The 20,627-nt window shown below is 68.4% G+C and carries 20 protein-coding genes and 1 pseudogene; 13 read left to right on the top strand and 8 right to left on the bottom strand.

The genetic code is table 11. From position 1 onward, the window contains the following. The coding region (locus NF876_RS29840) for a hypothetical protein (RefSeq protein WP_262271919.1) at window positions 1-599 on the bottom strand (599 nt) is incomplete at its 3' end. Window positions 600-952: 353 nt separating this feature from the next. Between NF876_RS29840 and NF876_RS29835 the strand changes: the two genes are divergently transcribed. Both NF876_RS29835 and NF876_RS29830 read left to right on the top strand, forming a co-directional pair. Beyond that, window positions 953-1,303 carry a hypothetical protein gene (locus NF876_RS29835; RefSeq protein ID WP_262271918.1) on the top strand — a complete coding sequence of 117 codons (351 nt, stop codon included), beginning with the start codon at window positions 953-955 and terminating at the stop codon, window positions 1,301-1,303. Window positions 1,304-1,344: 41 nt separating this feature from the next. Further along, window positions 1,345-1,800: a SufE family protein gene (locus NF876_RS29830; protein ID WP_262271917.1), complete on the top strand. Its 456-nt coding sequence runs from the start codon at window positions 1,345-1,347 to the stop codon at window positions 1,798-1,800. A 382-nt stretch (window positions 1,801-2,182) separates the two neighbouring features. Here NF876_RS29830 and NF876_RS29825 read toward each other — a convergent pair whose 3' ends face one another. Both NF876_RS29825 and NF876_RS29820 read right to left on the bottom strand, forming a co-directional pair. Then, window positions 2,183-3,151 (bottom strand): DUF6456 domain-containing protein, encoded by a 969-nt coding sequence (locus NF876_RS29825; protein WP_262271916.1) that lies wholly within the window; start codon window positions 3,149-3,151, stop codon window positions 2,183-2,185. 190 nt (window positions 3,152-3,341) lie between these two features. Further along, on the bottom strand, window positions 3,342-3,776 hold the full coding sequence (locus NF876_RS29820) for a rhodanese-like domain-containing protein (protein WP_262271915.1): 435 nt from the start codon (window positions 3,774-3,776) through the stop codon (window positions 3,342-3,344). 66 nt (window positions 3,777-3,842) lie between these two features. Here NF876_RS29820 and ftrA point away from each other — a divergent pair, with 66 nt between their 5' ends. After that, window positions 3,843-4,907 carry a transcriptional regulator FtrA gene (gene ftrA / locus NF876_RS29815; RefSeq protein ID WP_373696742.1) on the top strand — a complete coding sequence of 355 codons (1,065 nt, stop codon included), beginning with the start codon at window positions 3,843-3,845 and terminating at the stop codon, window positions 4,905-4,907. 165 nt (window positions 4,908-5,072) lie between these two features. Here the strand turns inward: ftrA and NF876_RS29810 are convergent, their stop codons facing one another. Next, window positions 5,073-5,507 (bottom strand): Ros/MucR family transcriptional regulator, encoded by a 435-nt coding sequence (locus tag NF876_RS29810; protein WP_036352441.1) that lies wholly within the window; start codon window positions 5,505-5,507, stop codon window positions 5,073-5,075. 425 nt (window positions 5,508-5,932) lie between these two features. On the opposite strand from NF876_RS29810, the gene NF876_RS29805 reads away from it, so the two are divergent. From NF876_RS29805 to NF876_RS29795, 3 genes are all read left to right on the top strand, one after another. Then, window positions 5,933-8,044, top strand: a complete 2,112-nt coding sequence (locus tag NF876_RS29805) for a S9 family peptidase (RefSeq protein WP_262271913.1) — start codon at window positions 5,933-5,935, stop codon at window positions 8,042-8,044. 90 nt (window positions 8,045-8,134) lie between these two features. Next, window positions 8,135-10,519: a PAS domain-containing protein gene (locus NF876_RS29800; RefSeq protein ID WP_262271912.1), complete on the top strand. Its 2,385-nt coding sequence runs from the start codon at window positions 8,135-8,137 to the stop codon at window positions 10,517-10,519. Between the two features lie 8 nt (window positions 10,520-10,527). After that, window positions 10,528-11,115, top strand: coding sequence for a hydrolase (locus NF876_RS29795; RefSeq protein WP_262271911.1), 588 nt, complete (start codon window positions 10,528-10,530; stop codon window positions 11,113-11,115). Here NF876_RS29795 and NF876_RS29790 read toward each other — a convergent pair. Continuing rightward, window positions 11,075-12,025 carry a hypothetical protein gene (locus tag NF876_RS29790; protein WP_262271910.1) on the bottom strand — a complete coding sequence of 317 codons (951 nt, stop codon included), beginning with the start codon at window positions 12,023-12,025 and terminating at the stop codon, window positions 11,075-11,077. The two genes, NF876_RS29795 and NF876_RS29790, sit on opposite strands and share 41 nt — an antisense overlap. Window positions 12,026-12,418: 393 nt before the next feature. Here NF876_RS29790 and NF876_RS29785 point away from each other — a divergent pair, with 393 nt between their 5' ends. Continuing rightward, a complete protein-coding gene (locus NF876_RS29785; RefSeq protein WP_262271909.1) occupies window positions 12,419-13,018 on the top strand; it encodes a superoxide dismutase in 600 nt (199 codons plus the stop codon). 72 nt (window positions 13,019-13,090) lie between these two features. Continuing rightward, window positions 13,091-13,570 carry a DUF2938 domain-containing protein gene (locus NF876_RS29780; protein WP_262271908.1) on the top strand — a complete coding sequence of 160 codons (480 nt, stop codon included), beginning with the start codon at window positions 13,091-13,093 and terminating at the stop codon, window positions 13,568-13,570. A gap of 123 nt (window positions 13,571-13,693) precedes the next feature. Here NF876_RS29780 and NF876_RS29775 read toward each other — a convergent pair whose 3' ends face one another. Further along, entirely contained in the window at window positions 13,694-14,539 is an 846-nt protein-coding gene (locus NF876_RS29775) for a ChbG/HpnK family deacetylase (protein WP_262271907.1), read from the bottom strand. Between the two features lie 366 nt (window positions 14,540-14,905). On the opposite strand from NF876_RS29775, the gene NF876_RS29770 reads away from it, so the two are divergent. From NF876_RS29770 to NF876_RS29750, 5 genes and pseudogenes are all read left to right on the top strand, one after another. After that, complete coding sequence (locus tag NF876_RS29770; RefSeq protein ID WP_262271906.1) at window positions 14,906-15,943, top strand: glycosyltransferase family 2 protein; 1,038 nt, start codon at window positions 14,906-14,908, stop codon at window positions 15,941-15,943. A 3-nt stretch (window positions 15,944-15,946) separates the two neighbouring features. Further along, window positions 15,947-17,473, top strand: a complete 1,527-nt coding sequence (gene murJ, locus NF876_RS29765; protein WP_262271905.1) for a murein biosynthesis integral membrane protein MurJ — start codon at window positions 15,947-15,949, stop codon at window positions 17,471-17,473. A gap of 189 nt (window positions 17,474-17,662) precedes the next feature. Then, window positions 17,663-18,082: a DUF5602 domain-containing protein gene (locus NF876_RS29760; protein WP_262271904.1), complete on the top strand. Its 420-nt coding sequence runs from the start codon at window positions 17,663-17,665 to the stop codon at window positions 18,080-18,082. Then, entirely contained in the window at window positions 18,079-18,588 is a 510-nt protein-coding gene (locus NF876_RS29755) for a plastocyanin/azurin family copper-binding protein (RefSeq protein ID WP_262271903.1), read from the top strand. The genes NF876_RS29760 and NF876_RS29755 overlap by 4 nt, the downstream gene beginning before the upstream one ends. 83 nt (window positions 18,589-18,671) lie before the next feature. Next, window positions 18,672-19,375 (top strand): annotated as a pseudogene (locus tag NF876_RS29750) (RNA polymerase sigma factor). Between the two features lie 27 nt (window positions 19,376-19,402). On the opposite strand, the gene NF876_RS29745 reads toward NF876_RS29750, so the two are convergent. Together NF876_RS29745 and NF876_RS29740 are read right to left on the bottom strand one after the other, a co-directional pair. Continuing rightward, the gene (locus NF876_RS29745; RefSeq protein WP_262271902.1) at window positions 19,403-20,071 is read right to left on the bottom strand and encodes an adenylate/guanylate cyclase domain-containing protein; all 669 of its coding nucleotides are present in this window, start codon (window positions 20,069-20,071) and stop codon (window positions 19,403-19,405) included. A 153-nt stretch (window positions 20,072-20,224) separates the two neighbouring features. Further along, window positions 20,225-20,581 carry a hypothetical protein gene (locus NF876_RS29740; RefSeq protein WP_262271901.1) on the bottom strand — a complete coding sequence of 119 codons (357 nt, stop codon included), beginning with the start codon at window positions 20,579-20,581 and terminating at the stop codon, window positions 20,225-20,227. Window positions 20,582-20,627 lie beyond the last annotated feature (46 nt).

Below are 20,627 nucleotides of genomic sequence, written 5' to 3'. Positions count from 1 at the left end.
CGCACGGGGCCGGCGGGCGCGGGCGCAGCCGCGACCGGCGCGGCGGGAGCGGAGGCCTGCGGGGCCCGCGCCGGCGGAGGCGCCGCCGCGGCGGGCTGGCCGCCGGTGCGGATCATCTCGGCGATGGGGTTGCGGGGCTTCGGCGCGGCGGCCGGCGCCGCCTCGGCCACGGGATGGGCGGCGGCCTCGTGGGGAGCGGCCGCCTGTGCCGCCTCGTCGGCCGGCCTGGAGCCGGGACGGGCCGGCGGAAGGGGCCGGGAGACCTCGGGCCGGGAGACCTCGGGCCGGGAGACCTCGGGCTCGATGTCCGGCCCCGGCGCCAGCACGACCTCCCGGGTGGTGAAGAGCGGCGCCGGGTGGCGGCTGCTCTGCAGCGCCAGGGCGTTCCAGGCGATCATGCCGCCGCATCCGGTCAGGAAGAGGGCGGCCAGGATCTGGCGCGGATGCGCGACCATGAAGGACGCCGCCCTCTCGCCGATCCCGGGCTTGCGCGGCGGCTTGGCCGCGCGCTTCTGGGTCGGCCGGGCCGGAGCCTTCCGGCGCACGACGGCCGGCAGGTCGAGGTCGTCATCGGGATGGTCGACAAAAGCTTCACGCAAGGCAGTCGTTTCCGTCTTCGAAGATGGATGTCGTTCTGGTCTTCACGTCCCGCAAGGCAAGGCGTCGAGGCACCGTTTTCTGTCTTTCTCGGGGCAAAGCCTGACAGAGCCGGTTTAAGCGAAACCTAATTGCTTCGGCCCCGCAGCCAAACCCGGTCCATGCCGGAGGCGCCGGCTCGGCCGGACCATCGGGCTCAGGGAATTTCCGCTTTGATTCCAAAGCTTTGCCGAAGCGCCAGCCTGGCAAGATTTCGTTCATCCTGTTTCCGGATTCTTGGCGCGCCTCCCGGGCGCTGTCCGGCGAACTCCGTTATGATGCTGCATCGATCCTCGTTTCAGCACCCGACCGGCCTATGTTCTCGATCCTCCGTTTCATCCTCATCGTCGGGGCCATCTTCTACTACTCGCCCGTGCGCCGGCACGGCGAGGGAGGGGCCGATCTCCAGGCCCTCCTCGCCCCGAAGGCGAGCGAAGCCGCTCCCGAAAGGGCGACCGCAGAGGGCCGGCCCGGACATCTCGAGACCGTCTGGAAAGCCCTTCCCGACAGCGCCAAGCAGGCCGTGGTCGACAAGATCCTGACCACGTCCGGATTCCCCACGGCGGCGCCCGCCAAGCCATCCGACATCAAGCCCTCCGACACCAAGCCCTCGGACACCCTGCGCCCCGAAGATCGCGCACCGGCTGCGTCCAAGCCTCGCACGTAAAGGCGTCACCCTCGGTCGCCAAACCGCCCGGCGATGATTATATGTCCGGCAGACACCGCAGGACCGCCATGCTGCCGACCATCGACGACATCGTTTCCAACTTCGAGCTGCTGGACGAGTGGGAGGAGCGCTACCGCTATCTCATCGAGCTCGGCCGGCTCATGGAGCCCCTGCCCGACGAGGCGCATAACGACGTCAACAAGGTGCAGGGCTGCGCCAGCCAGGTGTGGCTCCAGACCGACCTCGACCGCCAGGATGGCGATCCGGTCCTGCATCTGCGCGGCGACAGCGACGCCCATATCGTGCGCGGCCTCGTGGCGCTCCTGATCTCCCTCTACAGCGGCAAGACGGCCGCGGAGGCTCTCGCGACGGACGCGCTCGGGCTGTTCAAGGAACTCGGCCTGTCGGAGCACCTGACGCCGCAGCGCTCCAACGGCGTGAGATCCATGGTCGAGCGGATCCGCCGCGACGCCCAGATGGCCCTGGCGGCCACCTGAAGGCGATCGGGACAGCCCGCCGGTGCGAAGCGCGACGCCTGTCCGGTTCGAATGATCCGGCGCTGATACCCTCCACGCTGATACCCTCGACGCTGTCATCACCGGGCTCGTCCCGGTGATCTCGATATGATGAAGCGCGGCGTTCTTCCGGATCGGGATGGCCGGGACGGGCCCGGCCATGACGTCGGAGGGTGTTCGCACCGGAGCGTGTCACCTCTCCCCGTCATCACCCGCTCACACCACCCTCCCCGTCACCACCGGGCTCGTCCCGGTGATCCCGCTTGTCCGACGCGCGGCGCCTTTCGAATCGGGATGGCCGGGACAAGGCCGGCCATGACGTCCCAGTGGGTGGCGGGACGGGTGCGGAGCCCGACAGGGCTTCTCACACCCGTCCGCCGTCGATCACCACCGCCTGCCAGGCGCGGATGCCCCGGGACGCCGCCGGACCGCGGGCCGAGGCCTCGATGCCGTAATGCTCCGCGAGCCGCGCGAGGGCGAGGCGCACGACCACCTTGGCCGAGCGCGCCGGCCACCGGCGCTCGCGCTCGATCTGCTCCAGGCCTTTCAGGAAGCCGCACAGGTCGAGCAGCAGGTCGCTGAAATCGCCCCCGAGGGCGTCGAAGGCGTTGCGCAGGCGCTGGCGCGCCGCGACCATCCGGTCCGTGGCCTCACCCGGCGCGGCCGGGCCGGCGCTCGCCGGCAGCCCGTCGAAGCGCGCCGTCACGCCCGGCAGGAGCCCGGCCAGCGTGATGTCGGTCCGCAGGCGCTCGCCCGCCCGATAGGACGCCTCGTCGATCAGCGGCTCGCCGTCGCGGCCCTTGCGGCGGCGCAGCCAGTCGAGCGGGCTCTCCTCGGAATCGACCCGCACCCGCACGGGTCCCGCGTCAGTCGCCACGGTGGCGAGTTCCGTGTCGTGGTGCTGGTGCAGGAACGCCGTCCCGGCCTCCGGGGCGGTCAGGCGGCGCAGATGGGCCTCCCCGGCGGCGGTCCGCGCCAGAGCCCTGCCTCCGGAGGCCGACATGTCCCAGCGGGCGAGATCGTGACGCACGAGGGCATCGGCGGCCGTGGCCGCGAAGCGCCCTGCCCCCACGGAGATTCCGGAGCGCCGCCTGTGGACAAGCACCGTCGCGGCATCGGTCGGATCCGCCATGGCCCGGGTCTCCGGCTGCCCAAGCGCGGTCAGGAGCCGCCAAGCCTCCCGGGGCAGATCGACACCCGCAGGCTCTCCGCCGGCCGCTGCGGTCCGCCGGGCCTTCCTGCGTGAGCGCTTGCCCGGGCGGATGCTGTCCGAGGCCGGAATCCTTGGTGCTGCAATCGACTCATGAACCTCATCGGGATCGTCAATGTTCATGTTTTGTTCCTATAAACACATCAACGAGGGGCTCTCTCCCTCAGGCCCCGATGGTGGGAGCATATCCCTAGTTGTCAACGCGGATCCAAATGTGTTGATAAGAGTGAGGATAACACGGACGGGGCCTCTCCCGACCGCATGAATGCCGCAAAGGGTCCCTCGCCCGGGACGGCGAGAGACCCGGCCGGCGTCAGGCGGCGGGGCTCGTCGCCAGGGACCCGGGATCGGAGCCCCGGGCGAAGGCGAATCCTTCGTCGGCCCAGCCGGTCATCCCGCCCAGCATCAGCTTGACCGGGCGCCCGAGCCGGGACAGCGCCAGAGCCGCCCGGTCGGCGCCGTTGCAGTGGGGACCGGCGCAATAGACCACGAACAGGGTGCTGGCGGGCCAGACGGCCATGCGCTCGGCCGACATCTCGCGATGGGGGCAATGGAGCGCGCCCGGCACATGGGCGCGCGCGTAGGCCTTGGGGCCGCGCACGTCGAGGAGCACGAAGTCCACGATCCCGGTCGACAGGGATTCGTGCACGTCGGCGCAATCCGTTTCGAACGCGAGACGATTGGCGAAATGCTCCGCCGCCCGGGGCGGAGCGGGGGCCGGAATGGCCGCGACGGGGCTCGTTGGCATGGCAACCTCCTGTGGAAAAGCCGTAGCCAGAGTTCCGCGAAAGCGTCATGGTGGGAAGTGGCGCACTTGCCAACAGGCGTAAACATCATGCCAAACCGACTCGTCGTCGCCCTCGCCTACGATCGTCTGAGCACTTTCGAGTTCGGCATCGCGGTCGAAGTCTTCGGCCTGCCCCGGCCGGAAATGGGCCCGGACTGGTACCGCTTCGCGGTCTGCGCCATCGAGCCCGGCCCCCTGCGGGCCACCGGGGGCTTTCAGATCATGGCGGATGGCGGGCTCGAACTGCTCGAGGAGGCCGGCACCATCGTGATTCCCGGCTGGCGGGGCCCCCATGCGGAGCCGGTTCCGGCGGAACTCGTGGAGGCCCTGAGGAGAGCCCACGGGCGAGGCGCGCGCCTCATGTCGATCTGTTCCGGCGTCTTCGCTCTTGCCGCGACGGGGCTGCTGTCGGGCCGGCGCGCCACCACCCACTGGCAACATGTCGAAAACCTCTCGCGGCTCTACCCGGACGTCACCGTCGAGCCGGATGTTCTCTACGTGGACGAAGGCCGGGTGCTGACCTCGGCGGGCAGCGCGGCGGGCATCGATCTCTGCCTGCATGTGGTGCGGGCCGATTTCGGTCCCGAGATCGCCAACCGGCTCGCCCGGCGCCTCGTGGTCCCGCCCCATCGCGAAGGCGGACAGGCGCAGTTCATCGAGCATCCCGTGCCGCCGGCCCGCGAGGGTCTGCGGTTCGCGCCCCTGTTCGACCGGATGCGGGCGCGCCTCGCGGAGGAGCAGCCGGTCGCCGCGCTCGCGGCGGAAGCCGGCATGAGCGTGCGCACCTTCCTGCGGCGCTTCAAGGCCGCGACGGGCCTGCCGCCGGGGGAATGGCTGCTCGCGGAGCGCCTGGCCCGCGCCCGGGACCTGCTCGAATCGACGGGCGAATCCATCGAGGCCATCGCGGGAGCGACCGGCTTCGGGTCCGCCGCGACCCTGCGCCACCATTTCAGGACGCGGCTCGGCACGAGCCCGGCGGCCTATCGCGGCCGGTTCGCGCCCGAACGGGCGCGCGCGGCGGATCCTCACGGCTCAGACAAGCAAAAAGCCGCCCGGGGGGCGGCTGATGGGGGCGCGGAGGCGGCCCGCTGAGAGCATCGGACGGGACCCAGAGGGCCGCGTCAGAGGCTCTCGTCCCGCCCCGTCATCACCGGGCTTGTCCCGGTGATCCCGATTGTTGGGAACGCCGCGCTCCTCCGCATCGGGATGGCCGGCACAAGGCCGGCCATGACGTGGGGAGGGTGTTCGCACGGCGCGCTAGCTGCTGCTGCGCGAGGACCGGCGCTTCCGGCGCTGCTGGCCGAGGCCCATCTCCTTGGCGAGTTCCGAACGGGCCTTGGCGTAGTTGGGAGCCACCATCGGGTAATCGACGGGCAGGGCCCACTTCTCCCGGTACTGCTCGGGGGTCATGTTGTACTGCGTGCGCAGATGGCGCTTCAGCGACTTGAACTTCTTACCGTCCTCGAGGCAGACGATGTAATCCGGGGTCACGGACTTCTTCACCGGAATGGCCGGCTTCGGGGCCTCGACGGGCGCTTCCACGGTGCCGCCCCCGACACGCAGAAGAGCCGAATGAACGTCGTTGATCAGCGTCGGCAGATCGCCCGAAGGAACAGAATTGTTGCTCACATAGGCAGAAACGATATCTGCAGCCAACTCAATGTAGTTCGAAGCAGCGATGTTGTCGCTCATTTTGATTTTCTTCCTTTCCGGCTCTTTAGAATGACTCAAAGAAGCATTTCAGCCTACAATTGAGCATTCTTGTCTGAGGCAATGCTTGCCTCTTCCTTGAGCCGCACCGTACTTGCACAGAAATCGTGCTCGCTCGTCCAAGTATGGCAAATCCAGCGCCTTTGCAAGATGTGCAAAAGGAAAACTTTGGAAAACTTCGTATCAACTTCCACTATGCAATAAACCTGCGCTGAACAGTTAATGGGTTCCGACGCAGTTTAAGGCTTTCGTCACAGAATTTTTATCGCTCCGATCTGAAGAAGTAACTAGAAAGGCGCCCGCTTTTGCGCCGGGCGGGCGCCCGGCGGCGCAAACGGGACCCGGCATGGGAAATTGTCGTTATCTGTGCATAATCCCGCCTCTTGATGATTTGCCCGGACGGTTTCATGAACATCGAACGCCTCGCCACTCGTCCCCTGCCCGCCGCGCCGTCGGTCCCGGCGCGACCGCACGTCGTCGACGTGCACGGGATCCGGGTCCATGACGATTACGCGTGGCTGAAGGCGGAGAACTGGCGGGACGTTCTCAAGGACCCGTCCGCCCTCGACGGATCCATCCGGACCGTCCTGGAGCAGGAGAACGCCTACGCGGCCGCGGTCTTTGCCGGAACGGAGGAGCTTCAGGCCCGGATCGTGGCCGAGATGCGCGGGCGCATCAAGGAGGATGATTCGACCGTTCCCGAGCCGGACGGGCCCTTCGCCTATTTCACCCGCTTCCGGGAGGGCGGACAGCATCCCCTGGTCTGCCGGCAGCCCCGCGACGGCGGTTCCGAGACGATCATGCTCGACGGGGACAGGGAGGCGGAAGGCCATCCCTTCTTCGACCTGGGCGCGGCGGACCACTCGCCGGACCACCGGCTCATGGCCTGGGGGGCGGATCTCAAGGGCTCGGAGTATTTCACGATCCGCGTGCGCGATCTCGACACCGGCACGGACCTCGAGGACGCGGTGCTCCAGACCTCCGGGGGCGCCGTATGGCTCAACGATTCGTCCGGCTTCTACTACGTTGAGCTCGACGAGAACCACCGCCCTGTGCGGGTCAAGCGCCATCGTCTCGGCACCGGGTCCGAGCAGGATCAGGTGGTGTACGAGGAACAGGACCCGGGCTTCTTCGTGAAGCTCGGGGTCACCCAGTCGAACGCCTTCGTGCTGATCGAGGCCAGCGACCACGAAACCTCGGAGATCTGGCTGCTCGACCGGGCCGATGCCTCGGCGTCGCCCCGGCTCGTCGAGCCGCGCACGCCCCGGCTGAAGTACGATGTGGAGCATCACGGCGACCGCCTGATCATCCTGACCAACGCGGACGGGTCCGAGGATTTCAAGATCGTCACGGCTCCGGTCGCGACGCCCGGACGCGCGTTCTGGACCGACCTCGTGCCCTACCGGCCCGGCACCATGATCCTGTCGGTCGTGGCGCTCGCCCGCTATCTGGTGCGCCTCGAGCGGGAGAACGCCAATCCGCGCATCGTGCTGCGGGACTTCGCCACCGGCCGGGAGGAGAAGGTCGCGTTCGCCGAGGAGGCGTATTCGCTGGGCTTCTCGGCCGGCTACGAGTTCGACACGGTCGTCATCCGCTACCACTACTCGTCCATGACGACGCCGAGCGAGGTGACCGACTACAACCTGCGGACCGGCGAGCGCGTCCTGCGCAAGCGCCAGGAGGTGCCGAGCGGGCACAACCCGGCCGATTACGTGACGCGGCGGCTGTTCGCGACGGCGCCCGACGGCGAACAGGTCCCCGTCTCCCTGGTCCACCGGCGCGATGTGGCGCTCGACGGCTCCGCCCCGTGCCTGCTCTACGGATACGGCTCCTACGGCATGTCCATGCCCGCGGGCTTCCGCACCGGGATCCTGTCCCTGGTCGACCGGGGGTTCGTCTATGCCATCGCGCATGTCCGCGGCGGCACGGAAAAGGGCTGGCGCTGGTACATGGACGGCAAGCGCGAGAAGAAGCCGAACACGTTCACCGATTTCATCGCCTGCGGCGAGGCTCTCGTCCAGGCGGGCTACACAGCCCGCGGGCGGATCGTGGCCCATGGCGGCAGCGCGGGCGGCATGCTCATGGGGGCCGTGGCCAACCTGGCGCCGGCCCTGTTCGCCGGGATCATCGCCGAGGTGCCGTTCGTCGACGTGCTCAACACCATGCTCGACAGCGACCTGCCCCTCACCCCGCCGGAATGGCCCGAATGGGGCAACCCGGCCGCCGACGAGGCGGCCTTCCGGACGATCCTGTCCTACTCGCCCTACGACAATGTGAGGCCGCAGGCCTATCCGGCGATCCTGGCGCTGGCCGGGCTCACGGACCCGCGGGTCACCTATTGGGAGCCCGCAAAATGGGTCGCGCGGCTCAGGTCCACCATGACCGGGGGCGGCCCGGTCGTGCTCAAGCTCAACATGGAGGCGGGCCATGCGGGCGCGGCCGGCCGGTTCGACCGCCTCGAGGAGGTCGGCCTCGCCTATGCCTTCGCGATCCGATGCGTTCAAGGGTTCCAGAATTGATCCGACGCGCTATGTGAAAACGTAACACGGACGGGAGCGCGGCGCGCCAAGCCGCAGAGCGTGCACAGTGACCTTGAAAGTAACCGACAGATGACCGAGCGCGGCAGTTTGACCGTTGAAGACGTCTTGGCCCCGCGCGAGGGCGACGGGCAACGCGTCGCGGAGCTCGAGACCCGGCTGGCTCAGGCCGAGGAGGCGCTGCGGTCGAGCAACATGAAGCTGAGGATGGCCCTCGAGATCGGCCGCCTCGGCGCCTGGGAGCGGGACCTGGAATCCGGCGAGGTGACCGGCACGCCGGCCTTCAGGCTGTATCTCGGGCTTCCGCCCGAGGCGAAACTCACATACGCCGACCTGCAGGCCATGTTCCATCCGGCCGACATCGAGCGCATCAACCAGGCGATCGCCTATGCGCTCCGCACCCGGACGGATTTCAACATCGAGCATCGCATCCTGAAACCGGATGGAAGCATCGGCCACGTCCATGTGCGCGGCGGCATCGTCTTCGAGGGCACCAAGCCGGTCCGCTTCGTGGGCGTCCTGCAGGACATCAGGGAGCGGCAGAGGCTGCGGGAGGAGATGGACCAGGCGCAGCGCCGTCAGGAATTCCTCCTCAAGCTCAACGACCAGATCAGCAGCATCGACGACGAATACGAGATCATGGAGATCGCGTCGCGCAACGTGAGCAAGCTCCTGAAGGTCGACACGGCGGGCTACGGCGAGGTCTACGAGGATCGCGGCGTCATCATCGTGGAGCGCGAGTGGTCCTGGGGGCTCATCACCAACGAGGGCAAGGTCGAGAAGATCGACCGGCATGCCGGCCCGATCATCGAGGCTCTCCGGCGCGGGGAGCCCGCCATCATCAACGACGTGCGAAGCGATCCCCGCCTCGACGACCCGGCGCTGCAGGCCCTCTACAGCACCATCAATGCGCGCGCGGGCTTCCTCGTGCCCATTCACAAGAACGGACGCTTCATCGCCGAGTTCTACGTCTATTCCTCGACTCCCCGCGACTGGACGAGCGACGAGGTCGCCCTCGTGGAAGACGTGGCGGAGCGCACGTGGCTCGCCATCGAGAAGGTCCGGGCCGAGACGAAGCTCCGCGAGATCGAGGCGCGGTTCAAGCTCATCGCCGAGTCGCTCCCGGCGCTGGTCTGGATCGTCAAGCCCAATCTCGAACTGACCTACACGAACGAACGCTGGGTCGCCTATTCGGGCCTGCCGCCCGAGGAGGCCCCGGGACACAGCTGGACGGCGGCCATTCACCCGGACGACTGGGTGAGGATGACCGAAGAGCTGAAGCCCGTCATGGCGAACGAGACACCCTATACGACGGAGGTGCGCTACCGTTCCAAGGAGGGCGATTACCGGTGGCACATCATCCGGGCCGCCCCGGTGCACAATGCCGCCACGGGCGAGTTCAAGGGCTGGGTCGGCACGAGCGTCGACATCCACGACCTCAAGCTGACCGAAGCGGCCTTGCGGGTCAGCGAGGAACGCCTGGCGCTGGCCCAGCGGGCGGCCGGGATCGGCGTGTTCGACTGGGACGTCCCCTCCGGCAAGGTCACCTGGACCGAGGAGCAGGAACGCCTGTTCGGCCTGGACAAAGGCACCTTCGGGGAGGACTTCTCGAGCTGGGAGGCCGCGGTGCTGCCGGACGACCTGGCGCCCTCCAACAAGGCCATCGGCGAGGCGCTCGCGCGCCACGACCCCGAGATCAACCTGGCCTATCGCATCCGCCGTCCCGACGGCACGGTCCGCACCATCGATACGATCGCGCTCTTCTTCTACGACGACAAGGGCGCTCCCCTGCGCATGGTCGGCGTCAATATCGACATCACGCGCTACAAGGAGGCGGAGAAGCGCCAGAACCTGCTCATCCGCGAACTCCACCACCGGGTGAAGAACACCCTGGCGACCGTCCAGGCCATCGTGGGGTCCACGGCGCGCACGGCGTCGAGCATCGACGAATTCTACCAGGGCTTCGTCGGCCGCATCGTGTCACTGGCCCGGACCCATAATCTCCTGACCGAGGACCTGTGGCAGAAGGCGGCCCTGGACGATCTCGTCCAGACGGAACTCGGCCCTTACGAGGACGAGGCCCGCAACCGCATCACCATCGAGGGGCCGCCTCTGGAACTGCCCTCCGAGGCGGCGGTGCCGATCGGCATGGCGATCCATGAGCTGACCACGAACGCCGCCAAGCACGGCGCCCTGTCGACCTTCGGCGGGCAGGTCGACGTGCGATGGGGGATCGTCGACGGGGAGCGCCCGATGCTGCACTTCACCTGGGTGGAGCATGGCGGGCCCCGCGTGGGAAAACCCACCCGTCAGGGCTTCGGGACGCGCCTGCTCCAGCGCGTGCTGGCCGCGCAGCTCCAGGCCGAGGTGTCCATGGAGTTCCTCGAAGAAGGCCTGCGCTTCTCCATGCGGATGCCGATCCCGACCGGCCATCCGACCTTCGACCCCGGCATGTAGGGGCTCCCATGCTGCTCGATGCGAAACGCTCCCACCTTCTCGTCGTCGATCTCCAGGCCCGGCTCATGCCGGCCATTCATGACGGCGAGACCATCCTGCGCAACGTCGACATCCTGTTGGAGGCGGCCGGGCGCCTGAACGTTCCCGTCACGGTGACGGAGCAGTACCCCAAGGGCCTCGGCGCCACCGTGCCGCCCGTGCAGGAGGCGCTGCCGCCCGAGGCGGTCACCCTGTCGAAGACGACCTTTTCCGCCGGCCGCACCGCGCCGATCGCCGAGCGGGTCGCCACCTTGCGCGGCAGCGGCCGCAATCAGCTCGTGGTCTGCGGAACCGAGGCTCACATCTGCGTGCTGCAGAGCGCCCTGGAGTTCCGAAACACCGGCCTCGATGTCTTCGTGGTCGCGGATGCGGTGTCGAGCCGCTCGCCCCACAGCGTCGCGGCCGCCTGCGCGCGCCTGCTTCACGCGGGCTGCCATTGGGTGACGACGGAGATGGCGGTCTTCGAATGGATGGAAGCGGCCGCGACGGACGATTTCCGCGCGCTCTCGGCCCTCTTCAAGGAGCCGACGGGTTCCCCTCGCCGCCCGCCGCGATGAACTCCTTCAGCTCGTCGAGGGACTTGAAGCGGAACACCCCGCTCGGGGTCTGCGCCTCGATGGAGCCGTCCGAGAACATCACGTATCTGTTGTCGCCGGAATTGTACGTCCCGACGACCACGGGAGGACGCTCCTCATCGGAGGCGGCCTCGTCGTCCGGCTCCTCGTCCCGGCCGGCATCCGCCGTCTCTGCGGGCTCCCGGTCGTGCTCCGCTTCGTCGCCGGCGACGACGGGTTCAGCGAGCGGCTCCTTCGGCGCGACCGGTTCGTCGAGATCCCGCGGTTCGAGCACGCGCTCGTCCAAATCGCGCTGATAGAGGTCGGCGCCGTCGACGACCCGCGGCTCCTCGTCCGTGTCGCGGTCCCGGTCCGCCAGGAGAAAATCCGGCACCTTCAGGTCCGGCTCGTCCCCGTGGCGGTCGGGCACCGGAGCCGGGCTCGTCCGGAGCGGAAACGGGACGACGGGCTCGGCCACCCGCGGCTCATCGGGCCACGCCGCGACCCGGACCTCGTCCTTGGCCGCGTCCCGGGCTCCCTCGTCCTCGAAGAGCGGAAGGGTGGGCTGGGCTTCATCGGGCCGCTTGTCCTCCTCGGCCTCGGCGGTCGCCGGACCGGCCGCGAGGCCGCCGGCGAGCACGGCCGGTGAAGGATCCCGCGAGGACGTCGAAGACCCTGGAAGCGCGGCCTCGGCGACGCCGCCGCGGAGCTGCGACAGCCGGGCCTCGATCGTCGCCAGCTTCGACACGGCGGCCGTGATCCCGAGCAGGAGCGCGCCGCTCGCCGCCATGCCGCTTCCGGCGATCACCATCGTCCAGCCGCGCTCGACCAGAACGATATCCCAACCGAAGAACGCAGTGAGAAGCCCACCTACGATCATCGCCAGAGCGAGGGCCAGAAGAGCGATGATCATGCCGTCTCCATCATACGCAAACCGAGAGCATCGGACCCGAGAGTGGAGGCCACTCGTCAGGCCGGTCCGATGCTCCTCCCTATCGATCGGCGGGCTGCGGGACGTGGAAGACATGATCCACCGGCCCGCGCGGCACGCCAGGACAATCAAGGCAAAGCTATGCTTCTATAGGCAAAAGACAACCGGCTGGGAAGCTTGAGCAGAAAAAAGTCCGGAGCTTGGCCGTTGCTCTCGGGCCCATGGCGCTTTAACTAACGCCTGAGGCGCATCGTGCGGATCCGAAGGGCCGCGTCGGGCGATGCGCAGTTCCAAGCGGGGCATCGAACGGATCCCGGGAGTGATCGTCACTGCCGGGTTCGATGCTCCGGGTCGCTCACTCCAAAGGAGACGCCGATGTCGTTCACTCTGCCCGAACTGCCTTACGCCTATGATGCCCTGCAGCCCTACATGTCGAAGGAGACCCTGGAGTTTCACCACGACAAGCATCATGCGGCCTACGTCAACACCGGCAACAACCTGCTGAAAGGCACGGAATTCGAAGGCAAGAGCGTCGAGGAGGTCGTGAAGGGCTCCTACGGCAAGAACCAGGCTCTCTTCAACAATGCCGGCCAGCACTACAACCACATCCACTTCTGGCTGTGGATGAAGCCCAATGGTGGCGGCGCCCTCCCGGGCAAGCTCGAGAAGAAGATCGTCGAGGACCTGGGCTCCGTCGACAAGATGAAGGAGGACTTCATCCAGGCCGGCGTCGGCCAGTTCGGCTCGGGCTGGGCCTGGCTCGCCGTCAAGGACGGCAAGATCACCATCATGAAGACTCCGAACGGCGAGAACCCGCTCGTCCACGGCGCCCAGCCGATCCTCGGCTGCGACGTGTGGGAGCATTCCTACTACATCGACTACCGCAACCGCCGTCCCGACTACCTCAAGGCGTTCCTCGACAATCTCGTGAACTGGGAGCATGTCGAGGAGATGTTCGAGAACGCGACCAAGTAATCGCGGGAAGGATCCATCGGGCGGGCCTCTTCGGAGGCCCGTTTCGTGGTCATCCCCAAGGAGACGCGACCCGTGACCGAGTTCCTGTACCGCTCCCTGCTGATCGGGATTGGCGCAACGGCGATTTTCGACCTCTGGGGGCTGTTCCTGAAACACGCCTTCGGACTGCCCGGCGCCAACTGGGCCCCGGTCGGACGCTGGTTCGGCCACCTGGCCGGCGGCACGGTCTTCCACGAGGACATCGCAAAGGCCCGGCCCTTCGCCTACGAGCGCGCCATGGGCTGGATCGGTCATTACGCGGTCGGGGTCCTGTTCGCCGCCATCCTGCTCGCCGTCACGTCGTCCGACTGGCCCAGGCAGCCGACGCTCATGCCCGCCCTGCTTGTCGGCCTGGTGACGGTCGGCGCAGGCTGGTTCCTGCTTCAGCCCGGCATGGGGGCCGGCGTGGCGGCCTCGAAACGGCCCAACGCCAACCAGATCCGGGCCCTCAACATCGCCGGTCACGTGGTGTTCGGCCTGGGCCTCTACGCGAGCGCCCTTCTGGTCCGCTGAGGGTCCCTCATCGTTCCTCGTCATGGCCGGCCTTGTGCCGACCGTCCCGATAATTCGAAGCGCGGCGCCTTTCGTATCGGGATCACCGGCACAAGGCCGGTGATGACGTGGTGCGTCAGGCCGTCAGGCCGCGAAGCCTGCGAGCCTCAATCCCTTCGCGTCCAGCAAGTCGCGAAACGCATCCGATGCCAGATAGGCCAGCTCCGCCTCCCGGCTCTCCAGCGCCGGATCGAGGGCGCGCAGCTCGTCATCCACATAGCCCGGATGGCACATGACGAGCGGATGGCGTCCGAGATGCGAGAAAGCCTCCTCGAAGACGCGTTCTGCCGGAACGGAGAGATCGAGCGGGGCGAAACCCGAAAAGCCCCTGTTCGTCGCGAACCCGGCCGCGTGGGCGCCCCGGGCGAAGCCCCGGGCCAGGGCCTTGACGGTCAGCGCCTTGCCGCGCCCGACCGGGCGGCGCAGGATCGCCGTCGCCCTGTCCGTGGGATCCCGCAGCCACACGCGCCCGGCATGGCCCCTCGCCTTCAGGATCCGGATCAGGGCCGGCCTGACGACCGGCAGGACATGGACGTGCTGATGCCCGTCCACGAAGGCGGGCGCCTCGCCAAAAACCTCCTCGAAGGCGTCGATCTGGCGGCCGATCTCGGCGTCGATCTCACCCGGAGGCACCTGCCGCTTCAGGGCTCTCGGCAAGAGGTCCTTGAGGGGCGGGAAGATCCCCGACGGGGCGAGTTGCGGCATGGGTCCCAGCGGCGACCCGACGGTGAGGTTGAGGTGGAGCCCGACCGCGATGCGATCGCGCAGAGGGCTCAGCCCCGGCGCCGCCCGGCGCCAGCCGGGCATGTTGGTCATCGCCCCGGTGGCCGACAGGCGGCCCATCCCGGCCAGGTCCAGGATGCCGCGGCTGACCCCGTCGGCGAGGCCGAAATCGTCGGCGCAAAGGATAACGGAACGGGGGGAGCTCATGATCGTCCTGAGAAGCGGCGGTGCCGCACCCTAGAGCATCGGGGGCAGAAGGGGGAACCGGTTTCGGGATCGATTCTGAAGCGGCGTCTCTCGGATCGGGATCACCGGGACAAGCCCGGTGATGACGTCGAGGATGACCCTCGCTGTGGCGTGACCTTTCCCACGTCATGGCCGGCCTTGTGCCGGCCATCCCGATCGGAAGGGCGCGGCGTTCCAGACGATCGGGATCACCGGGACAAGCCCGGTGATGACGGGGCGGGGAGAGACGGCCGCCCCGGTTGTCCGATGCTCCGGCGCATCATGCGGCAATAGGAGCGCGATCCGGCCGGCCCGGCCCAATCGAAAAATGCCCGGGGGGCCTTGAGCATGAGCGCAAACTCGGCTCTTGATGCAGCCCGGTCATCGAAGGTTTTTCCAGTGGCGTCGCCTCAGCTCAGCGTCATCATCCCCGTGCACAACGAGAGCGCGAACATCGCGCCCCTGTGCGAGCGCCTGCTCCCCATCCTGAACCGGATCACGTCGGTCTGGGAGGTGGTCTTCGTCGACGACGGCAGCCGGGACGATACCCTGGAGAGGATCCGGGAGGTCAGCCGCGCCGAGCCTCGGATCGGAGCCGTCTCCTTCAGCCGCAACTTCGGCAAGGAGATCGCCATCGCGGCGGGGCTCGACCACGCCCAGGGCGACGCGGTGGTGATCATGGACGCCGACCTGCAGCACCCGCCCGAGATGATCGAGACCTTCGTGGAGCGCTGGCGCGAGGGCTACCTCATGGTCTACGGCCAGCGCACGGACCGCTCCGACGAGACCCGCGTCAAGCGCGGCTTCGCCCATCTGTTCTACCAGCTCTTCGCCCGCTTCGGCGAGATCAGCCTGCCGGAAGGCGCGGGCGATTTCCGGCTCATCGACCGCAAGGGCGTCGAGGTCCTGCGGACCCTGGGCGAGAAGGCCCGCTTCTCCAAGGGCCTCTATGCCTGGATCGGCTTCAAGGGGACGGGCGTGCCCTTCGTCGTCGAGGAGCGCCAGTACGGCACCTCGAAGTGGAGCTTCCGGACGCTCTTCCGCTTCGCCTTCGACGGAATCGCGGCCTTCTCGACGGTGCCCCTGCGGATCTGGACCTATATCGGCTTCCTGATCTCGATCCTGTCCATCGCCACGGCGGTGTTCTTCATGATCCGCACCCTCCTGTTCGGCACCGATCTTCCGGGCTTTCCGAGCCTGATCGTGTCGATCATGTTCTTCTCCGGCATCCAGCTCATGTCGCTGGGCGTCGTGGGCGAATATGTCGGGCGCATCTTCGCCGAGGTGAAGCGGCGCCCGCTCTACGTGGTGGCCGAGCGGATCGGCGGCGCCGCGCAGGTCTCGAGCGACCTCGTGCCCGAAGCCTACCGCGCGCGCCGGGCCTGACCGATGTTCCGCAAGATCCTCTCCGTCGGCGGCTGGACGCTCGTTTCCCGCCTCACGGGCTTCATCCGCGACGTGGTCCTGGCGGCCGTCATGGGCGTCGGGCCCATGGCCGACGCCTTCTTCGTGGCCTTCCGCATCCCGAACCATTTCCGCGCCATCTTCGGCGAAGGCGCCTTCAACAACGCGTTCCTTCCCGCCTACGCCCAGGTGCTCGAGACGGACGGCGAGCAGCCGGCCCGGTCCTTCGCCGGCCGCATCACGACCCTGATGCTGATCGTGCAGATCGCGATTCTCGTGGCGGCGTTCCTGGGCATGCCCTTTGTCGTGAGGCTGCTCGCCCCGGGCTTCTCGGACGAGCCGGCGAAGTTCGAGCTCGCGGTGACGCTGACAAGGATCACCTTTCCGTATCTGCTCTTCATCACGGTCGTGACGATCTATTCGGCCATCCTCAACGCCCATGACCGGTTCTGGGCGGCGGCCGCGGCCCCGATCCTGCTCAACGTCGCGATGATCGTGGCCCTGGCGGCGGCGTTCCTGTTTCCCGACGCCGGCTACGCGGCCGCCTGGGGCGTGACGTTGTCCGGCGCGCTGCAGCTCGTCATGGTCTGGTGGGACGCGAGGCGGATCGGCGCGGCGCCGCGCCTGGAGCGCCCCCGTGTCGACGCCCCCATGAGGACGTTCTTCAAGGCGCTCGGCCCCGCCGTGATCGGATCCGCGGGGGTGCAGCTCGCGATCTTCGCCGACACGATCATCGCGTCGTTCCTGCCCACCGGCGCGGTGTCCTCGCTCTACTACGCGGACCGGCTCTACCAGCTGCCCCTCGGGGTGATCGGCATCGCGGCCGGCACCGTGCTGCTGCCGGAGATGAGCCGGCGCATCGCGGCCGGGGACGAGGCCGGAGCCTATGCGGCGCAGAACCGGACGGTAGGCCTGACGCTCGCGCTCGCGGCGCCCTTCCTGGTGGCCTTCATGGTCATGCCCGAGCTCATCATGTCGGCCCTGTTCCAGCGCGGCGCCTTCGACGCCGCGGCGGCCGCGCGCGCCGGCGCCGTCCTGGCCGCCTATGGGCTTGGTCTTCCGGCGGCCGTGCTGATCCGCTCGGCGGTGTCGAGCTTCTATGCCCGCTCCGACACCGCCACGCCCCTGATCGCCTCGCTCACGGCGGTCGGCGTCAACGTGGTGGTCAAGATCCTGCTCATGCGGACCTATGGGGTCGTGGGCCTGGCGCTCGGCACCGCCATCGGCGTCTGGGTCAATCTGGGCCTGCTCTTCATCCTGGCCTATCGGCGCGGCTGGACGGCGCCGAACCGGAACCTGGCCAGGACGTGCCTCGCCATCGCGGCGGCGAGCCTGCTGCTCGCGGCCTTCGCCTGGTTCGCGCCCGCGCCGCTCGGGCGGTGGATCGCCCTCCTGCCCGCCTGGCGCAGCGAGATCCTCCTGGCGCTCCTCGGCGCCGCCGGCGCCCTCATCTACGGCGGCGTGCTCCTCGCCGGCCTCAAGGTGCTGGGCGTTCGCCTGGCGCGGCGCTGACACCCGCACCGCGCGGGAACCTTTCCGCCAGGGATCCATCCAATCGGATGCGCCGGGACAGGCCCGGCCAGCGCATCGTGCGGCCCCGGCGGCCGCGCCCGGCGATGCGCCCCTTCGGAAAGAAGCATCGGACGGGTCCCGGACGGGCCGGTTCCCCTTCGGGTCCGATGCCCGAGAGAGGATGACGCCATGATCCTGCGCATCGCTGCCGCGATTGGAATCCTGACGCTCGCCGTGCCGGCCCTGGCGGCCGATCAGGTCGAGAAGGCTCCGCCGACCGGCGCCTACAAGAAGGTGAGCGACCTCGTGAAGCTGCCCGATTTCCTGCCGGGCCTCGGTCAGCTCTACGTCGACCCCAAGACCCTGCCGGCCGGCCCGTTCCTCGCCTACGACCATCAGGGGCGGCTCGTCAGCACGGTCTACATGCTGCCCATCGAGGACTTATCCAACAAGGACAAGCGCTTCGACGATCTCGCGGCCCCCGGCGGCAAGGTCGACCACGTGGACGTGTATTTCAACGCAGGCCATCCGGGCGTCGAGAAGCCCCATGCCCATGTGGTCCTGTGGCACGTGCCCAAGGCCGACGAGACCCGGGTGGCGGGACAATGATGCCGTCGCGGCGGCAGGTCCTGCGGATCGGCGGGGGCCTCCTCGCCGGTCTCGCATGGCCCCGCCCGCCCCTGGCCGGGGAGCCGATCGAGATCCGGATGCAGGGCAAGGCGGACGGCTCGCAGGTGTGGTTCGACCCGGTCGGCCTGCACGTGGAGCCGGGCCGCACAATCCGCTGGCTCAATCTCGATCCCGGGAATTCCCATACGGCGACCGCCTACCACCCGAAGAACGCCGAGCACCCTCTTCGGATTCCGAAGGATGCGCAGCCCTGGAACTCGGATTACCTGCTCCCGCACGAGAGCTTCTCGGTCACGCTCACGGTGGAAGGGGTTTACGATTTCTTCTGCCTCCCGCACGAGCACGCCGGGATGGTCGGGCGGATCATCGTGGGGCATCCTGGCCCAGGTCCCGCGGACGGGCCCGGTGCGCTTCCGGCGGTCGTCCTTCAGGCCTTCCCGTCGATCGACGAGATCATGCGGCAGGGCATCGTCCGCAGGGCATGACCGCGTCGGAGACGACCCGGGAACCTTTGAGGCGGCCGGCCATCTAACGGCACGAGGCGGGCGCAGAATACGGGAGATCGTCCATGCCATCGGGGATTGCCACGGCAGCATCGGTTGAAGGCCTGGACGACATGGCTCTCGTCCAGCGGGCCCGGCAACGGGACGGGACTGCCCTGCGCCTGATCATGGAGCGGCACAACCGTGGGCTCTACCGCGTCGCACGCAGCGTCCTCGGCGACGATGCCGAAGCCGAGGACGTGGTCCAGGAGGCCTATCTCCGCGCCTTCACCCATCTGGAGAGTTTCCGCGGCGAGGCCCGCCTTGCGACCTGGCTCACCCGGATCGCCCTCAACGAGGCCCTGGGCCGGCTTCGCGCCCGGCGCCCCTCCGTCGACCTGAAGCAGATCGACACCCTGGACGACCAGGGAGCGTCCCGCATCGTCTTCCTGCCCGGCGCCCGGCAGGACGGCGATCCCGAAGCGGTCGCCGCCCGGGCCGAGATCGCCGCCTGATCGAACGGGCGATCGACCGGTTGCCGGATCCGTTCCGGGTCGTCTTCGTCCTGCGGGACATCGAGGAACTCAGCGTCGAGGCGACCGCCTCCCATCTCGGCCTGCGTCCGGAGACCGTGAAGACGCGGCTCCACCGCGCGCGGCGTCTCCTCAGGCAGAGCCTCGACGAGACGCTCGCGACGGCGCTCACCGACGCGTTTCCCTTCGCGGGAGCCCGCTGCGCGCGGATCACGCAGGCGGTTCTGGACCGCCTCGACACCCTGAGACCTCGATGATCGTTCCGGCCCGCCGTCCGGACGGATTCAGGCCGTCCAGACGCTGACGGGATCGAACGTGAACAGCTCCCGCTCGGCCGCGACGCCCCGGAGCCGATGACGGCCGAGGGACCGGAGGGCGGCCGGGCTCGCCGACGCCACGCTCTCCGAGAGGATCACCGAGCAGTCGAGGCTGTTGCACAGGGCCTCCATGCGGCTGACCTCGTTGACCGCAGGGCCGATCACCGTGAAGTCGAGGCGACCCGCGGCCCCGATATTGCCGTAGAACACGTCCCCGCAATGGAGCGCCACGTCGAGGCTCAGCGGCGGCTCGCCCGCATGGAGAGCGTTCACGGCCCGGTTGCGCTCGAGGGCCGTGCGGGCCGCCCGTATCGCGGCCGCGCAGGCCTGCTCGCGGGAGCGCTCCCCGGTGATCGGGAAGGCCGCCAGGATGCCGTCGCCCATGAACTTGAGCACCTCGCCGCCCTGTTCCGCCACGGGCTCCGCCATGGCCTCGAGATGCTGGTCGAGCCGGGCGATCAGGTCCATCCCGGCCGTATCGGCCAGGCTCGTGAAGCCGCGCAGGTCCGCGAACAGGAGCGCGGCCGTGATCGTGGTGCCGAAGCCGCGCCGGATCTCGCCGCTCAGCACCCGTCGTCCGGCCGAGAGCCCCACATAGGTGTCGAGCATCGCCACCGTCAGGTCGAAGAGCGTCATCCGGTAGGCGGCCAGACCCAGGATCGGCAGGAGCGAATCGATCCGGGCGACCTCCTCCGGCCGGAATCCTCCGGGGCGGTCGCTGGAGAAGGAGAGGCCGATCCCCCGCAGATCCGGGGCGCTCTCGTTCTCGAAGCTGAAGAGGCGCGCCAGTTAGTCGGTCCCGCCCTGGCGCCGCACGTCGTCGAACACGTCGAATGGCCGGGCCTCGGGGTCGTCGATCAGCCAGTAGCAGCGCGTCTGCTCGGTCTGCATCATGTGGTTGAAGGGGCTTCGGTCGAAGGCGCGGGCGTTGCGCTCATGGGAGACACCCTCGACCATCAGGCCGTCCGAGCGGGTCCAGACATGGGTGTAGACGCGGATCGTCGGATTGACCGTCGGCAGCGCGAGATAGACCCGGACCAGCGGGATGCCCTCGGCCACGAGCCGTTCCGTGAAGCCGGAGAGCAGCGATCCGACATTCGTGCCGCGCAGGCCCTGTTCGATGATCCAGTCTTCGAGATTCGCCATGGGGTCACCTTACCATCCCGCCCGGGGATGTCTTCAGGCTCCGGAC

Source organism: Microvirga yunnanensis (assembly GCF_025460875.1).
Note: the sequence above shows the minus strand (reverse complement) of the source record. Positions and strands in the feature narration are given on the sequence as shown.

Coding starts and splice junctions, on each gene's coding strand:
- NF876_RS29835 (WP_262271918.1), top strand. CDS start 953: ATGTTCTCGATCCTCCGTTTCATCCTCATCGTCGGGGCCATCTTCTAC.
- NF876_RS29755 (WP_262271903.1), top strand. CDS start 18,079: ATGATGCCGTCGCGGCGGCAGGTCCTGCGGATCGGCGGGGGCCTCCTC.
- NF876_RS29790 (WP_262271910.1), bottom strand. CDS start 12,025: ATGATCATCGCTCTTCTGGCCCTCGCTCTGGCGATGATCGTAGGTGGG.
- NF876_RS29830 (WP_262271917.1), top strand. CDS start 1,345: ATGTCCGGCAGACACCGCAGGACCGCCATGCTGCCGACCATCGACGAC.
- murJ (WP_262271905.1), top strand. CDS start 15,947: ATGTTCCGCAAGATCCTCTCCGTCGGCGGCTGGACGCTCGTTTCCCGC.
- NF876_RS29805 (WP_262271913.1), top strand. CDS start 5,933: ATGAACATCGAACGCCTCGCCACTCGTCCCCTGCCCGCCGCGCCGTCG.
- NF876_RS29820 (WP_262271915.1), bottom strand. CDS start 3,776: ATGCCAACGAGCCCCGTCGCGGCCATTCCGGCCCCCGCTCCGCCCCGG.
- NF876_RS29795 (WP_262271911.1), top strand. CDS start 10,528: ATGCTGCTCGATGCGAAACGCTCCCACCTTCTCGTCGTCGATCTCCAG.
- NF876_RS29745 (WP_262271902.1), bottom strand. CDS start 20,071: ATGACGCTCTTCGACCTGACGGTGGCGATGCTCGACACCTATGTGGGG.
- NF876_RS29760 (WP_262271904.1), top strand. CDS start 17,663: ATGATCCTGCGCATCGCTGCCGCGATTGGAATCCTGACGCTCGCCGTG.
- NF876_RS29800 (WP_262271912.1), top strand. CDS start 8,135: ATGACCGAGCGCGGCAGTTTGACCGTTGAAGACGTCTTGGCCCCGCGC.
- NF876_RS29825 (WP_262271916.1), bottom strand. CDS start 3,151: ATGAACATTGACGATCCCGATGAGGTTCATGAGTCGATTGCAGCACCA.
- NF876_RS29770 (WP_262271906.1), top strand. CDS start 14,906: ATGAGCGCAAACTCGGCTCTTGATGCAGCCCGGTCATCGAAGGTTTTT.
- NF876_RS29740 (WP_262271901.1), bottom strand. CDS start 20,581: ATGGCGAATCTCGAAGACTGGATCATCGAACAGGGCCTGCGCGGCACG.
- NF876_RS29775 (WP_262271907.1), bottom strand. CDS start 14,539: ATGAGCTCCCCCCGTTCCGTTATCCTTTGCGCCGACGATTTCGGCCTC.
- NF876_RS29785 (WP_262271909.1), top strand. CDS start 12,419: ATGTCGTTCACTCTGCCCGAACTGCCTTACGCCTATGATGCCCTGCAG.
- NF876_RS29810 (WP_036352441.1), bottom strand. CDS start 5,507: ATGAGCGACAACATCGCTGCTTCGAACTACATTGAGTTGGCTGCAGAT.